17 protein-coding genes are annotated in these 14761 nt (G+C 57.7%); 12 read left to right on the top strand and 5 right to left on the bottom strand.

Going from position 1 to position 14761, the window contains the following annotated elements; translation table 11 throughout:
* The first annotated feature begins 305 nt into the window (after window positions 1-305).
* A complete protein-coding gene (locus tag NIZ92_RS03140) occupies window positions 306-947 on the top strand; it encodes a DsbA family protein (RefSeq protein WP_035271231.1) in 642 nt (213 codons plus the stop codon).
* Window positions 948-1032: 85 nt separating this feature from the next.
* Here NIZ92_RS03140 and NIZ92_RS03145 read toward each other — a convergent pair whose 3' ends face one another.
* A complete protein-coding gene (locus NIZ92_RS03145) occupies window positions 1033-2832 on the bottom strand; it encodes an autotransporter outer membrane beta-barrel domain-containing protein (protein WP_254002690.1) in 1800 nt (599 codons plus the stop codon).
* A gap of 260 nt (window positions 2833-3092) precedes the next feature.
* Window positions 3093-3743, bottom strand: coding sequence for a carbonic anhydrase (locus tag NIZ92_RS03150; RefSeq protein WP_035271229.1), 651 nt, complete (start codon window positions 3741-3743; stop codon window positions 3093-3095).
* Between the two features lie 108 nt (window positions 3744-3851).
* Here NIZ92_RS03150 and cynR point away from each other — a divergent pair, with 108 nt between their 5' ends.
* Window positions 3852-4739 (top strand): transcriptional regulator CynR, encoded by an 888-nt coding sequence (cynR, locus tag NIZ92_RS03155; RefSeq protein WP_035271228.1) that lies wholly within the window; start codon window positions 3852-3854, stop codon window positions 4737-4739.
* Window positions 4740-4784: 45 nt separating this feature from the next.
* Here cynR and NIZ92_RS03160 read toward each other — a convergent pair whose 3' ends face one another.
* A complete protein-coding gene (locus tag NIZ92_RS03160; RefSeq protein WP_254002691.1) occupies window positions 4785-5321 on the bottom strand; it encodes an ureidoglycolate lyase in 537 nt (178 codons plus the stop codon).
* 222 nt (window positions 5322-5543) lie between these two features.
* On the opposite strand from NIZ92_RS03160, the gene ccmA reads away from it, so the two are divergent.
* Genes ccmA through NIZ92_RS03210 form a run of 10 tightly spaced genes read left to right on the top strand, consistent with a single transcriptional unit; the run spans window position 5544 to window position 12762 of the window.
* The gene (ccmA, locus tag NIZ92_RS03165; RefSeq protein WP_254002692.1) at window positions 5544-6164 is read left to right on the top strand and encodes a cytochrome c biogenesis heme-transporting ATPase CcmA; all 621 of its coding nucleotides are present in this window, start codon (window positions 5544-5546) and stop codon (window positions 6162-6164) included.
* Window positions 6158-6826, top strand: a complete 669-nt coding sequence (gene ccmB, locus NIZ92_RS03170) for a heme exporter protein CcmB (protein ID WP_022983243.1) — start codon at window positions 6158-6160, stop codon at window positions 6824-6826. Before ccmA ends, ccmB begins: the two co-directional genes overlap by 7 nt.
* Before the next feature lie 5 nt (window positions 6827-6831).
* On the top strand, window positions 6832-7563 hold the full coding sequence (ccmC, locus tag NIZ92_RS03175) for a heme ABC transporter permease CcmC (RefSeq protein WP_009462363.1): 732 nt from the start codon (window positions 6832-6834) through the stop codon (window positions 7561-7563).
* Window positions 7563-7748, top strand: a complete 186-nt coding sequence (ccmD, locus tag NIZ92_RS03180; protein WP_080655600.1) for a heme exporter protein CcmD — start codon at window positions 7563-7565, stop codon at window positions 7746-7748. Before ccmC ends, ccmD begins: the two co-directional genes overlap by 1 nt.
* The gene (ccmE, locus tag NIZ92_RS03185; RefSeq protein WP_022983242.1) at window positions 7741-8190 is read left to right on the top strand and encodes a cytochrome c maturation protein CcmE; all 450 of its coding nucleotides are present in this window, start codon (window positions 7741-7743) and stop codon (window positions 8188-8190) included. The genes ccmD and ccmE overlap by 8 nt, the downstream gene beginning before the upstream one ends.
* Window positions 8187-10154 (top strand): heme lyase CcmF/NrfE family subunit, encoded by a 1968-nt coding sequence (locus NIZ92_RS03190; RefSeq protein ID WP_035271224.1) that lies wholly within the window; start codon window positions 8187-8189, stop codon window positions 10152-10154. The genes ccmE and NIZ92_RS03190 overlap by 4 nt, the downstream gene beginning before the upstream one ends.
* Entirely contained in the window at window positions 10151-10681 is a 531-nt protein-coding gene (locus tag NIZ92_RS03195) for a DsbE family thiol:disulfide interchange protein (RefSeq protein ID WP_009462261.1), read from the top strand. Before NIZ92_RS03190 ends, NIZ92_RS03195 begins: the two co-directional genes overlap by 4 nt.
* A complete protein-coding gene (locus tag NIZ92_RS03200; protein ID WP_009462259.1) occupies window positions 10678-11151 on the top strand; it encodes a cytochrome c-type biogenesis protein in 474 nt (157 codons plus the stop codon). The genes NIZ92_RS03195 and NIZ92_RS03200 overlap by 4 nt, the downstream gene beginning before the upstream one ends.
* Window positions 11148-12023 carry a c-type cytochrome biogenesis protein CcmI gene (gene ccmI / locus NIZ92_RS03205; RefSeq protein ID WP_022983240.1) on the top strand — a complete coding sequence of 292 codons (876 nt, stop codon included), beginning with the start codon at window positions 11148-11150 and terminating at the stop codon, window positions 12021-12023. Before NIZ92_RS03200 ends, ccmI begins: the two co-directional genes overlap by 4 nt.
* 1 nt (window position 12024) lies before the next feature.
* Window positions 12025-12762, top strand: coding sequence for a cytochrome c biogenesis CcdA family protein (locus NIZ92_RS03210; protein WP_254002693.1), 738 nt, complete (start codon window positions 12025-12027; stop codon window positions 12760-12762).
* Between the two features lie 64 nt (window positions 12763-12826).
* Here NIZ92_RS03210 and NIZ92_RS03215 read toward each other — a convergent pair whose 3' ends face one another.
* Both NIZ92_RS03215 and ada read right to left on the bottom strand, forming a co-directional pair.
* A complete protein-coding gene (locus tag NIZ92_RS03215) occupies window positions 12827-13576 on the bottom strand; it encodes an SDR family oxidoreductase (RefSeq protein ID WP_254002694.1) in 750 nt (249 codons plus the stop codon).
* A gap of 117 nt (window positions 13577-13693) precedes the next feature.
* A complete protein-coding gene (gene ada / locus NIZ92_RS03220) occupies window positions 13694-14758 on the bottom strand; it encodes a bifunctional DNA-binding transcriptional regulator/O6-methylguanine-DNA methyltransferase Ada (protein ID WP_254002695.1) in 1065 nt (354 codons plus the stop codon).
* Between the last annotated feature and the right edge of the window lie 3 nt (window positions 14759-14761).

The raw sequence follows: 14761 nt of genomic DNA on the forward strand, positions 1-14761 counted from the left end.
ATGAAGGTCGTGTGATTCCAACACAGGAGCGGGTTTGGGTTCAGAAGCCTGGGCTTGTCTCACAGTTTTGGGATCTTGTTTTACAAGCTTCAGCGCGGTGAGGCCTGTGCTGCTGCAGGCCGCTTGAAATATTGAGCCGCGAGAGGCTGCCACCCGTCAGGAAATGAAGTTTATTTCCTGACGTTTATTCAATAAAGTGGAGTCCTCGTCTTTTTATCCTCTGCGTCATTTCATGTCTGGGGGCCAGGATCAGGAGTGCCGTTTCTCTCCCATTCCGGGAAGCTACACCATTTTTAGGGAATGTCATGAACACATTCAATTTACCCGCTCGTTCGATTGTGTATGTGCAGGATGTGTATTGCGGTTGGTGCTGGGGTTTTGCCGAACGCATGGTCGAGTTCGAGGCGGCCAACAAGCATCGCATTCCTTTTACCGCTGTCTCGGGTGGCTTGTTCGTGGGTGACCGGGCTGCTCCTATGTCCCGCTACCCTTATATTTCCGAATCCAACGAGCGCATCGCGCAAATGACGGGGGCGACGTTTGGGGCTGCTTATAAAGCCTTGGCAGAGGAGGGCTCGACTGTCATGGATTCACTGGAAGCGGCCACGGCCTTGGCGGTGCTGCGAGCGCAAGATCCGGAGCAGGCCATTCATTGGGTGCACGAGTTGCAGCAGGCTTTTTACTTGAACGGACGCAGCTTGTCTGATCAGGAGGTCTGCCTGGGAATCGCTGCTGCCAATGGCCTGGATGTAGATGCTGTGCGACGCCATTTGACTGACGGTTCAGGCCGGGAACAAGCCTTGGCTGATTTTGCCTTGGCACGGGCTTTGGGCGCGCAATCCTATCCGACCTTGCTGTATGTGGATGGTCGAAAAGTGACTAAGCTACCCGCGGTTGGTACTCCTTTGGAAACGCTGAATCAGACCCTGGATTCCTTGTTGGGCTGATCAGCAGATCGGTACGTAAAGCAGATTGAAATTGCGGCATCCTGGCCAGGCCAGGATGCCGCAATAGTTGTGAAGACTTGCCGACTTAGAAGCGGTAAGCCGTATTCAGGTACAAGGCTGTTTGAGCGCTGGTGCCTTTACCAACCTGGGTGCTGACACCGGCTCCCAGCGTCCAGTTATTGCTTAGCTGACCCGTCGCACCCAATTCCAACAGGCCTGTGTCACGCACGCGCTCCTGATCCGTAGGCAGATAAAAGTGGTGGTGGTTGTAGACGCCGTCCTGCAAGCGTGCGCCCAGCAGCTCTGCCGGTTTCTTGAATTCATGCAGCCACTGTGCGGAGGCATAAACGGCCCACTGATTGCTGACAGCAACATTGATCTGGTAACCGAGGCTGCTTTGTACCGAAGTCTGGTCCTGAGCATCAAAACCCATGGAGGTAGACAAACCTCGGCCATCTTCTGACAGAGCCTTGATCTTGGATTTCTGCATGCTCAGGCTTAACAGCGGGCCATGGATGACGGCACCGGCCTGCCAGTCATAACCCGTGCTGATCTTGCCGCCGTATTGGCTACCGCCTGCTTTGGCCTGGTGCTCGCGCGTGGCGGCACCCAGACGGATATGACGGCGGGTTTTATTGTCCAGATCGCTGTAGAAAAGCTGGGCGTTCACCCATAGATTCTCGGCCTGCCAGCGGCCGTACAGACCAGCGGACTGACGCTTCTGGCTATAAGTGCCTTTTTCGTCCGTATCGCCATCCAGATTGTCGTAAGACAGGTAGGCACCGACCGTCCAATCAGCCAGACGCTTATCCAAACCCAGCTTCCAGGCTGCCTGCGTGCCATCCAGACGTGAGTTCGCACTGCTGCCATTGCGCGTGATGGCCTCTCCCTGGAACCAGACTGCCAGATCCCTGTCTTGTGACGAACTGACGGTTTGCAGACGACGGTCAATGTGCTGCATTTGCATCTGCCCGGCGGTATTGGCTGCGGAGGCCAGCATGGCTACCTGACTGGGGGCGCTGACGACAGCGTGGGCATAGTCGGCAATAACAGCATGGCCGCCTGACGTGGGGTGGACACCATCAGCAAACAGATAGTTCTGGTCTGCACCAGGAGCCACCAGATCGGCAGGCGTACACAGGCGAGAGGATACACTGCCGCAAGCTGCTGTATTGACGTTGCTGACGCCGTAGGCCTGCGGGTCGGCAGCCACTTCGTGCAAGAGTGCCGAGACGTTCAAGGGAATGATATTGGCAGAGCTGGAACTGAGTTGCTGGGTAAACGCCTGGTTGTAGCTGTCACTGAGCAAGGTGGCGATACCCGCGCTGATAGGGGAGGCGGCGAACTCTGGAGTCATGCCCAGATCAGGAATGTTGGGGACCAGAATGTAGCGAGCGCCCGCTTGCGATAGCGTGTTGATCAAGGCGGCTTGATTGCCGACGGAATCAGCCACGATTTGGGACATATTGAACGGATCTTTTACGGCGGCAAACAAGTCATTTGCGCCACCCCAGACGGTGTACAGGGCCTGTCCGTCCAGGCGTCCATTGTGCATGGCCAGCAGTTGAACGGTCTGCGTGGTCATGGCGGGCAAAGGGGGATTAGTGGGGCTGGGAGGCTTGCTAGGATCCAGCAGCTCATCGACAGCCACGCGGGCTCCGCCGACGGCATAGTTGTTACCACCTTGGCTGCTAGGGGCCGCGTCGGTTCCCAGTTTCTGAGCCAGTACCTGGGACCAGACCTGGCCAGGATTGGTGGTAAAGCGCGAGCCGAACTGCCCACTGTCAGTCAGGCTGTCGCCGATAAAGTAGGTGTTGGAGAAGCCTTGTGCCTGTGTCCCGGCATGCAAGGCCATCAAGGCCAGGGCAAGACATGTTTTTTTCATTGTTCAGCCATTAAAAAAGAGTCTCCGAGCGGCATGTTCTGAACAGCGCTTTGCTTGTTATATCGTGATGTTCAAGATGAACGCGCTACTCGGATGGAATAGAGGGATGAAAAGATCATCGGATCAGGACCATCATAGTAGGGAGGCGTTTATTCCTGACACAGACAGGCACAGGTTTTTGAGGGCGGGATAAACGTAGGCAGGTAGCAAAAAAAACGCCATGCAAATGCATGGCGTTTTTTGTTCTGTCCGGGAGGAACTTATCGGCGTACCAAGGGAGCAACACACACATTCGGGTTGTCAGCCAGAGGCACAAATTTCATGCTGCCACCGTCATAGGCGTCGATCGTGCCCGATTCAATGTCGTAGACCCAGCCGTGCAGGGTCAAGCGGCCTTCGGACATGGCCAGACGCACGGAAGGGTGAGTCTGGATATTGGCCAGTTGGGCCACCACGTTTTCACGCACCATGGAAGAGATGCGTTCTTGCTCGTTGGCGTGGGTGCGGGCTTCGTTCACCAGGCGGGCCGAGTCGGCATAGCGTAGCCAGTGTTCTACAGCGGGCATATGGTCCAGGCACTGACAGGAGGCAATGGCGGTCATGGCACCACAATCCGAGTGTCCACAAATCACGACGTCGGATACACGCAGGGCGGACACGGCGTATTCCACGGAGGCGGTCACACCACCGGGTTCCGGGCCGTAGGAGGGAACGATGTTGCCAGCGTTACGAATCACGAACAGATCGCCGGGTTCACGTTGTGTTACCAGCTCGGGGACCAGACGGCTATCGGAGCAAGAGATAAACAAAGCGCGGGGGTTTTGTTGTGTGGCCAGATTTTTGAAGAGCTTGGCGCGCTTGGGATAGGCTTCCCGTTGGAATTTCAGGAAACCGTCGATAATGTCTTTCATCCTTGTCCTTGTAGTTCGGCTTGGATAGAAGATTAACCCTTCAGGGTCATAAGGTAAAATACCGATTTCTGATGCTTTGCATTGGGTTTGCTTATAGAAGGGTCCCTTATGCTTTTGCGCCATCTTAATTATTTTCTGGCGGTTGCCCAGTATCAAAGCTTTACCCGCGCCGCACGCGCCTTGCACGTGTCTCAACCTGCCTTGTCTCAGCAGGTACGCCAGCTGGAAGAACATCTGGGCGCACAACTGTTTGATCGCACCGGACGTCTTGTGCGTTTGACGGATGCGGGCGAGGTCTACTTGCGCTATGCCCGGCAAGCCTTGCAGGATCTGGAAGAAGGGCGGCGGGCCTTGCATGACGTCAGCGATTTGAGTCGAGGCTCCTTGCGAGTGGCGGTGGCGCCTACCTTTACGTCTTATTTGATTGGCCCTCTGGTAGAGGCCTTTTACCGCCGCTATCCCAATGTGCGCCTGGTGGTGCAGGAAATGCTGCAGGAGCGCGTGGAAACGCAATTGGTCGAAGACGAGCTGGATATTGGTATCGCTTTTGAAAAGCCGACTTCGGCTGCCGTGGAGTTTCAGCCTTTACTGGTGGAGACGCTGGCGTTGGTGATGAGCCGCACGCACCCCTTGGCCGAGCGCCGGAGCATCGATAGGGACACGCTGATGCGTGAGTCTTTGGTTTTGCTGACGCCCGAGTTTGCCACGCGTGGGCAGATCGAACGCCATTGTCGTCAGCATGATCTGGATTTGAACGTATCGATGGAATCGAATTCGCTCAATGCCGTGATCGAGGTGGTTCGGCGCACGGGTCTGGCGACTTTGTTGCCTGCCGCGATTGCCGGCAATAGCGAGTATTTGGTGGCTGTGAGTCTGGACCCGGCCCCGCCGCAACGACGGGCCATTTTGATGCAGCGCAAGGGCGCCTATCAATCTGCTGCAATGCGCGCCTTTATTGAGCTGGCGCTGAAATACGGCGCGGCATCGACGTTTTGATGCGGGTGCCGGGCAGAGCGATGGTCCCCCTCTGCTGCGGGCACCTTATAGCGTCACCACCACACTTTGTTCCAGAGGGCGAAGCTCGCTTTCCGTGGCGGGTTTGCCCTCGTTCAAATGGGCGACCAGATCTACCGTGGTAGAGATGCGCGTCAACATCAGACAGGCCACTTCACCCCCAGCAACCCGACTGCTGTGCCAGCAACCGGGTCGCATGCACACACCTTGTCCTTGAGGGATACGGAAGGCTTTCAAGGTGGACAGATCCGGGCCGCCTTCGGCTTTGCTTTCGGCCACGATATGGACTACTTCGCCAGTCAGCGGGATCAGTGCCTGTTGCGTCAGCAGGTGGTTTTCCAGGGTCGTGATGTTGGGGTCTTGAATGCGGTAATTCACCCATAGCACTTCGGTCTGACCGCTTGGACCTGTGTCAAACGCATGTTCGTGCCAGAAGTCAGTGGCGGCATTGCTGAAGGCGGCCGTCGCTGGCGCCGTGGCCAGACCTTTACCCAACATCCAGCCATAAGGAGCAAAAGCCTCGGGGCTGAGGGGCTGGGGAGACAGGGTGATTGGGGTGCTCATGGTTCATTGCTCAAAGAAAGTACTAAGGCAGCATCTTATCAAGAATGCAGCCTTGAACCCGGATTGGCCTAGATCAATAAGCTTGAGTTTCTCGTGGGTATTGTGGAACTAAGTAAAACATCCCCTGTCTTGAAGAGGGCTCGTCTTTACTTAGCGAGCTAAGCAAGCCGCCTTTTTTCAGGGGCGGCTTCGCTCTGTTTGCTTTCTTGACAAGGGGTTGCTGTGCTTCAAGCTGTTTCGCTGACCTGTAGACGGGGCCAGCGTCGTGTGTTCTCCGAGCTGAGCCTAAGGCTTGAAGCTGGCCAATGCTGTTTGGTCAGTGGGCCCAATGGCAGCGGCAAAACCAGCTTGTTGCGTATCCTGGCCAATATCGCCCAGGCCGACGAAGGCCAACTGATCTGGCACGGCCGTCTCGTGCAAAGCAATGATAGCGATTACCGACGGCAGCTGGTGTATGGCGGGCATGCGCCGGGGCTCAATGGCAGCTTGTCGGTGCAAGAAAATCTGGACAGCCTGCTCATGCAGGATCGCGTTCCCCTAGACCGGGACGCTTGCGACCAAGCGTTGTTAGCTGGCGGTTTGCTGGCTTACCGTCGCGTGCCTGTACGGCAACTGTCAGCCGGACAACGTCGCCGCGTGTTTCTGGTGCGCCTGTCCCTGAGCAATCGCCCCTTGTGGATTCTGGACGAGCAGCTGACTGCGCTGGACAGCGCCGGTCAGAAGTTTCTGGGCGAGTTGATTGCGCAGCATCTGCATAAGCAGGGCGCTGTCATTCTAACTAGCCACCAGACCTTGCCCTGGGATTTGAAGGTGCAGCACCTGGATTTGGGGCAGGCATGTTGAGTCTCTTTTTAGCCTTGATGAAGCGTGAGTGGCGCCTGGCGATGCGTCGCCCCGGCGATGTCCTGATTCCACTGGTTTTCTTTTTGGTGGTGTGCAGCCTGTTTCCCTTGGGTGTGGGGGCGGATGCGGCCTTGCTGTCCAAGATGGCGCCTGGCGTGCTGTGGGTGTCGGCCTTGCTGGCCACCATGCTGTCGCTAAGCCGCCTGTTTGAACAGGACGAGCAGGATGGTGCACTGGAGCAGGTTCTGTTTTCTCACCTGCCGCTTAGCCTTTGGGTTTTGGGCAAGGTGCTGGCACATACCTTTTTGACAGGCCTGCCCTTGCTTTTGCTGGCTCCGATTCTGGGGCTGCAATTCAGTCTGCCTACGTCCAGCCTGGGCGTGCTGATGCTGTCCCTGGCGCTGGGCCTGCCCGTTCTGACCTTGTTGGGGGCGATTGGCGCGGCTCTGGTGTTGGGCCTGCGCTCGGCAGGGGTTTTGCTGGCTTTATTGATTTTGCCCTTTTACGTGCCCGTGCTGGTTTTCGGGGCGGGGGCGGTGCAAGCGGTTCAGGCCGGATTGGGTGCGCAAGCGCATCTGTCCGTTCTGGCCGCTTTTTTACTGTTGGCTTTGTTCTTTGCGCCACCTGCTACGGCAGCGGCGTTGCGCCTTGCTCTTGAGTAAATTCCATGAACTTTCTGTATCGCTACGCCGCTCCTCAAAACTTCTATGTTCTGGCCGGACGCATTATCCCGTGGGCTGCCATCCTGGCCTTTCTGCTGTTTCTGGTCGGCGCTTATGTAGGCTTCTTTTTGGCCCCTACCGACTTCCAGCAAGGCGAAGGCTATCGCATCATTTTCCTGCATGTGCCCGTGTCCTGGATGTCCATGCTGATCTATCTGGCCATGGGTTTCTGGTCCTTGATCTGCCTGGTTTTCAATAGTCGTACCGCCGCCATGATGGCAGCCGCGCTGGCCCCGACCGGGGCGATCTGTACGGTCTTGTCCCTGGTCACCGGAGCCCTGTGGGGCAAGCCTATGTGGGGCGCCTGGTGGGTCTGGGATGCCCGTCTGACTTCCGAATTGTTGCTGCTGTTCCTGTACATGGGTTTCATGGGCTTGCGTGGTGCCATCGACGACCCGCGCCGCGCAGACAAAGCCGCTTCCATCCTGGCCTTGGTCGGGGTGGTGAATGTGCCCGTTATCTATTTCTCGGTGCAGTGGTGGAACACCTTGCATCAGGGGGCTTCGGTATCGCTGACCAGCTCGCCATCCATGGCCACCGTCATGCTGACAGGCATGTTGCTGATGAGTCTGGCCATGTGGTGCTACAGCATTGCCATCGCACTGTACCGGGTGCGCAATTTGATTCTTGAACGTGAGGCGCATACCGCCTGGGTTCGCAACTTGACGGAGGGCTGATGATGCATTGGTCGAGTGTGGGCGATTTTTTCGCTATGGGCGGCTATGCCGTGTATGTGTGGGGCTCGGTGCTGGCCTGTACCGTGTTGATGCTGGGTGAAGTGCTCAGCGTCCGGGCAGGGCGGGCACGGGCCTGGCAGCGGGTACGTGACGAGCGCGCCCTGGGGGACCAGCGCCATGACTAAGCGACAAAATCGTCTGGTCCTGATTCTGGGCGCATTGATCGTGCTGGGGGCGGCAACCGCCCTGATCCTCAATGCCTTCCAAAGCAGCCTGGTGTTCTTTTTTACCCCTACTGAAGTCAGCCAGGGGCAAAGCCCTGAAAACCGGACCTTCCGGGTGGGTGGCATTGTGCAGATGGACAGCATTCGCCGTGGTGGCGCCCAAGGCATGGCCGTGAACTTTGTGGTGACAGACGGCGCGGCCCAGGTGCCTGTCAGCTATACGGGAATTTTGCCGGACCTGTTTCAAGAGGGGAAAGGCGTGGTGGCCCAAGGTCGCTTGAACGAGCAGGGCCATTTTGTGGCGGAAGAAGTGCTGGCCAAGCACGATGAAAACTACATGCCGCCCGAGGCCATGCATGCCATGGAGCAGGCCGAGCGCGCGAAACAAGGAGCCCAGCCATGATCCCGGAGCTTGGACACTTTGCCCTGATTCTGACTTTTGTACTGGCGCTGGCCCAAGGCATTGTGTCCTTGTATGGTGCCTGGCGTGGCAATTTGGCCTGGATGGCTTTTGCGCGTCCCGCGGCCCGCTGGCAATTCGGTTTGGTGGCCTTCAGCTTGCTGTGTCTGGCCTGGTCCTTTGTGAGCTTTGATTTCTCTGTTGCCTATGTGGCGCAGAACTCCAGCACCAAACTGCCTTTGTTCTACCGGATTGCTGCTGTGTGGGGCGGGCATGAGGGCTCGCTGCTGCTCTGGATGTTCATGCAAACGGGTTGGGCCTTTGCTGTCAGCATTTATTCGCGTTCCTTGCCGGAAGCCATGCTGGCCCGTGTGCTGGGTGTATTGGGTCTGATTACCGCCGGTTTCCTGCTGTTTGTCCTGATTAGCTCCAACCCCTTTGAGCGCATGTTCCCGGTTCCGGCTGAAGGCCTGGATCTGAATACGCTCTTGCAGGATATTGGCCTGATTGTTCACCCTCCCTTGCTGTATATGGGTTATGTGGGCTTTTCGGTGGCCTTTGCTTTTGCGATTGCCGCTTTGCTGGCAGGCCGTCTGGACGCCAGTTGGGCACGTTGGTCGCGTCCCTGGACAACCTCGGCCTGGCTTTTTCTGACCTTGGGTATTGCCGTAGGTAGCTGGTGGGCCTATTACGAGCTGGGTTGGGGCGGCTGGTGGTTCTGGGACCCGGTAGAGAACTCCTCCTTTGTGCCCTGGTTGGCGGGTACCGCCCTGATTCACTCGTTGGCGGTCACGGAGAAACGTGGCAGCTTCAAGAACTGGACCGTGTTGCTGGCAATCAGCACCTTCTCGCTATCCATTTTGGGCGCTTTCCTGGTGCGCTCCGGCGTGCTGACGTCAGTACACGCGTTTGCTACAGATCCGGCTAGAGGTGTGTTCATTCTGAGTCTGTTCGCGGTCATTGTGGGCAGCTCTCTGATCCTGTTTGCCTGGCGCGCACCGCGTGTCGGAGCAGGTGGGCAGTTTGCCGTGGTGTCGCGTGAGTCCTTGCTGCTGGTCAACAACGTTTTGCTGGTAGTGGTGACGGGCACGGTGCTGTTGGGCACCTTGTATCCCCTGATTATGGATACGCTGGGCCTGGGAAAAATCTCCGTGGGGCCACCTTATTTCAACAAGGTGTTTGTGCCTTTGATGATCCCGGCTCTGGTTCTGATCGTGTTTGGCGTCATGGCGAATTGGAAGCGTGCCAGCATGATGGATATGGTGCGCCAACTGGCCCTGGTGATCCTGTTCAGTATCGTGCTGGGTGCAGCCATTCCTTTGCTGTACGGCCAGTGGCAGGGCACTGCCGCCTTGGGCGCGGGTCTGGCCATGTGGATTGTTTTGGGCAGCTTGTTTGATGTGGTCAAGCGTGTGCGCGCCACGCGGTCCGGCGTGTTCTCGCAACCACGCAGTTGGCTGGGTCAGCACCTGGCCCATATCGGGGTCGCTGTCTTTGTCCTGGGGGTGACCATGGTCAGCCACTACGAGACAGAAACCGATGTCTTGTTGCAGCCCGGTCAGACGGCGCAGGTGGGCGCGTATGACGCGCGCTTCCAGGGCGTGCGTATTGTGCCCGGCCCGAACTATTCGGCCGAACGCGGCACGGTAGAACTGCTGCAGGATGGCAAGGTGGTGTCCACCTTGTATCCGGAAAAGCGCACCTATCTGTCCTCGGCCTTGCCCATGACGGAATCGGCCATCAACGCCAATGGTTTGCGTCATATTTACGTGGCGCTTGGCGACAACTTTGATCAGGGCGGTTGGAGTGTTCGTCTGTACTACAAGCCTCTGGTGGACTTTATCTGGCTGGGTTGTTTGCTGATGGCCTTGGGCGGTGCGCTGGCAATCAGTGATCGACGTTATCGCGCCAAGCAAACCCGTGCCGCTGTGCAAAACAAAGCCATGAATACGCAGGTGCAGGCATGAACCGTTTTACTGTTCCCTTGATCGGCTTTGTACTGTTGCTGGTATTTCTGGGCATAGGTTTGACCTTGAAGCCCAGCGAAGTGCCTTCGCCCTTGGTCGATAAACCGGCTCCGGCGTTCAGCCTGCCTCAATTGCACAATCCCGAAGCCAGTTTTTCGGGGGAGCAAATGAAGGGACGCGTCTGGTTGCTGAACGTGTGGGCCTCGTGGTGCTACCCGTGCCTGACCGAACATGCTTTCATTAAAGAGCTGTCCACCAAGCACAAGGTGCCGATTGTGGGCTTGAACTACAAGGACGTACCTGAAGAAAGCCGCGAGTGGCTGCTACGCAATGGCAATTCTTATGAGGTCTCTGTCATGGACAGGGACGGTCGTGTGGGCATTGATTTCGGCGTGTACGGTGTGCCGGAAACCTTTGTGATCGACAAGCAGGGCATTGTGCGCTTCAAGCACATAGGCCCCGTGTCGCGTGAATCCATGGAGGAAACCTTGTTGCCTTTGATCCGTCGTTTGGAGCAGCAGCCATGATGATGCGTCAATGGATGGTGGCCTTGATGGCCAGTGTGTGGTTTCTGGTGCCGGCGGCGCAGGCCCAGTCGGGGGAGCAGGGTGCCCAGGAATCGGTGATGCTGGAAATTGCGGCCGAGCTGCGTTGTCTGGTGTGCCAGAACGAATCCATTGCGGCATCGCGTGCCGAGCTGGCGGTGGACTTGCGTCAGCAGATCATGGAGCAGTTGGGGCAGGGGCGTAGCCCCGATCAGATCCGCACGTATATGGTGGATCGCTATGGCGACTTCATTTTGTATCGCCCGCCCTTTAAATCCACCACCTTGCTGCTCTGGTTCGGGCCAGCTCTGTTATTGCTGACTGGCTTTCTGGTTTATGCCTTTACCCTGCGCCGTCGACGCCGCGCGGGTGATGACACGGCCTTGACCGAGGAACAACGTCGTCAAGCCGATGCTCTCTTGCAGGGCTCTTCTCGGGATGAACAATCGTGACTATTGTTTTTTATATTGTGGCCGCGCTACTGGTGCTGCTGTGCGCGGTGTATTTGATGTTGAGCGTCAAGCGCAAGCCCGCCGTGCAGCGTGTGGTTGAACACAAGCAGGCCAATCTGGCGATTCTGCGTGAGCAGCTCAAGGAAATCGAACGGGACAAGCAGGCCGGTGTCTTGTCTGCTCAGGACTTTGAACAGGCGCAGATGGATTTGCGCCAGCGTGTGCTGGAAGAGAACGAAGGGCTGAAAACGGAATCTGTGCAGCAAGCAGGCGCACCGAAGCTGGCCTGGACCTTGATGGTCAGCATTCCGGTCGCGGCTATCGCCTTGTACTTTTATCTGGGAAATCCGGCCATGCTCGATCCTGCCGCCGTGCAGCAGCAGGCCAACGCACAGCCCGTGGATATTGAGGCCATGGTGGCCCGTCTGGAGCAGCGTCTGAAAGAAAACCCGGACGATCCGGGCGCCTGGTTGATGATGGCCCGTTCGCATCGCTATTACGGCCGCCATCAGGAGGCGACACAGGCGTATGCCAAGGCCATGGCCGTGGTGGATGGAGACCCGACGGCATTGGCTGAGTATGCGGAATCCATGCTGCTGGCCGGTGTCGATACCTTGGACGGTTTGCCGGGTCGTTTGGTCAAGCGATCACTGGAGCTGTATCCCGAAGAGCCATTGGGCTTGATGCTGGCCGGCGCTGCCGCTTTGCATAAAGAGGAATATCCGGCGGCGATCGACTACTGGCAGCGTTTGCTGGCGCAGTTTCCACCTGATTCGGAAACTGCCAAGGTCGTGAACCAGGGCTTGCAACTGGCGCGCGAACGTATGCGTATGCCGGCCGCCCCTGCAGCGGAACCTGCCACGGCCCCTTGATATGGAAATAGTGTCTTTGGATTTGGGCCTGATCGCCCTGATAACGGCATTTCTGGCGGGGATGGCTTCGTTTCTGTCCCCCTGCGTCTTGCCCTTGGTTCCCGGTTATTTGTCTTATCTGGCCGGGGACGGGCAGGTGTATACGCAGGTCAAGCGCAGCCAGCTACTGGGTCGCAGCGTTTGCTTTGTGGCTGGCTTTTCACTGGTTTTTATCGCCTTGGGAGCCAGTCTCTCTTACCTTGGCCAGCTGTTGATGGCCTATCGCTACGAGTTGAATGTGGCGGCAGGTGTCATGGTGGCTTTAGCGGGTTTGAGTGTGATGGGGGTGCTGCGCATGCCCTTGAGTCTGCAACGTTACTATCGCTTTGAATCCGGCAAAGCGGCAGGCCCTGGCGGGGCAACGGTAATGGGGCTGGCGTTCGGCTTTGGCTGGACTCCCTGCATCGGCCCGATTCTGGCGGGCATTTTGATGATGGGAGCCAGCACGGCCAGTGCGGGCAAGGCCAGTATCCTGTTGTCCGTCTACGCTTTGGGTCTGGGTGTGCCTTTCATCCTGGCCGCCTGCTTCCTGACCCCCTTCTTGCAGCGCATGACCCAGATCAGGAAGATCGGGCGCTATGTGCGCTGGGGGGCGGGTCTGGTGCTGATTGTGATGGGCTGGGCCATGGCAACCGGCGAGCTGGCGCGGTTTGCTATCTGGGTGCTCAGGACCTTCCCGGTGTTAGGGCAACTGGGCTAACAAGCTTCAGCATTTGCCTGTTATCAGTGTGGTGCTTCATCAGCTATCAGGAAGCACCGCATTGTCACTTCACGGCCGCATTGCCTCCATCCGCGAACAAGGCGGAGCCGGTCACAAAACTGGACATGGGGCTGGCCAGAAAGAGCGCTGCGGACGCAATTTCTTCAGGTTGGGCGATTCGCTTCATGGCGTGCAGCCCCGCCGCCCAATCCTTGGTGCTCTGATCTCCGGCAATGTCTGTGTCAGTTCCGCCAGGCAAAAGAGCGTTGGCACGTATACCTTGCGCCGCATAGTCCGCCGTGATGCCTTTGACCAGCCCCATGAGCGCCGCTTTAGCGGCACCATAAGCGCTCATACCGGGCAGGCCGACACTGGTACCTACAAAGCTCGATGTGAAAACAATCGAGCCGCCTCCGCGATGGAGCATGGCCGGAATCTGGCTACGGGCACCCAGAAAGGCTGCCTCAAGATTGGTATCCAGTGTTGCTTGCCATTCTTCCAGGGACATCTCGGTCAGCGGCTTGAGGGCACCGACAATACCGGCGTTATTGATCGCAATATCCAGCCCACCGAATCTGCTGTTCGCGGCTTCGATCACTTGCTCATGGGTTTCAGCCTGCGTAATGTCCCCCGTCACAAACTCGGCACGGCCGCCAGACTGCCGGATCTCCTTGGCGACGGCATCAAGCAATGCGCCACGCCTTGCCGTAAGAACAAGTGCCGCTCCCTGCTCAGCAAACTTCAATGCGATGGCGCGTCCAATACCAGAGGATGCGCCGGTAACAAGGGCAACCTTTCCATCAAGCAAAGCCATGAGTGAAATCTCCTGTATTTCTATTGGGAGCTCACATCGTATGTGTCCTGGCCTGACGGGGAACTCCGTTTCTTGCCTTCAAAACCCGTTCTTGATGATTGGGCAGGCAGCCGACTATCAGTCTTGTACTTCGCGGCGTAGCAGTTCACGTTTTCGGTCTATCCCCCAGCGGTAACCGGCCAGATCGCCATCTCGGCGTACGACGCGGTGGCATGGGATGGCCACGGCAATGTGGTTGTTGGCGCAAGCCTGGGCCACGGCACGCACAGCTTTGGGCGAGCCTATGCGTTCGGCGATGTCGGTGTAGCTGACGGTGACGCCTGGCGGGATCTCACAGAGCGCGCGCCAGACTCGTTCCTGGAAGGCCGTTCCTTGTACATCCAGTGGCAGGTGCAAGCCAATAGAGGGCGTTTCGATGAAGCCCACGACTTGAGCGATCAATTGCTCGAACTCGCCGTCGCAGCCGATGATTTCGGCTTTGGGAAACTGATCCTGCAGGTCACGAACCAGTTGATCGGGATCGTCGCCCAGCAAGATGGCGCAGATGCCGCGTTGGCTTTGGGCTACCAGAATCGCTCCTAGAGAGCACTGACCTACAGCGAAACGGATGACAGCACCGGCCCCTCCAGCCCGGTAGTCCCGTGCACGCATGCCTAACAGCTGTTCAGAGGCTTCGTAGAATCGGCTGTTGGAGTTGAATCCGCTGTCGTAGATCGCATTGGTGATGGTCGTATCCGGACTGCTCAGTTCCTCGCGCAGTCTGCGAGCACGATAGGCCGAGCTGTATGCCTTGGGCGTCAAACCTGTTTCGGCTTTGAACAGCCGATGAAAATGGAAGGGGCTTTTGCCCACCGCGGCTGCCAGCGTGTCCAGCGATGGCGGCGTCTCCGAAGTTTCGATCAGGCGGCAGGCACGAGCCACGATGGCGGCCCGTTCGGCTGCGGTGCTGGTTTGAGAGCCATGGGCCCTACGGCTATAACGATAGCCTGCCGCTTCAGCGCTCTGGGGCGAATCGAAAAATTCGACATTCTCGCGCTTGGGCAACCGTGTTGTTGAGCTGGGTTGGCAGTACACGCCTGTGGTACGCACCGCATAGACGAACTGGCCATCGGCAGCGGGGTCTCGTGCCTGCACAGCCGCCCAGCGCTGATCGTCGGTTTTGTAAGCAGGGTTCGTAGTCATAGG

It is taken from the genome of Alcaligenes sp. 1735tsa3, assembly GCF_024134565.1.
Lineage (GTDB): Bacteria > Pseudomonadota > Gammaproteobacteria > Burkholderiales > Burkholderiaceae_B > Alcaligenes > Alcaligenes phenolicus.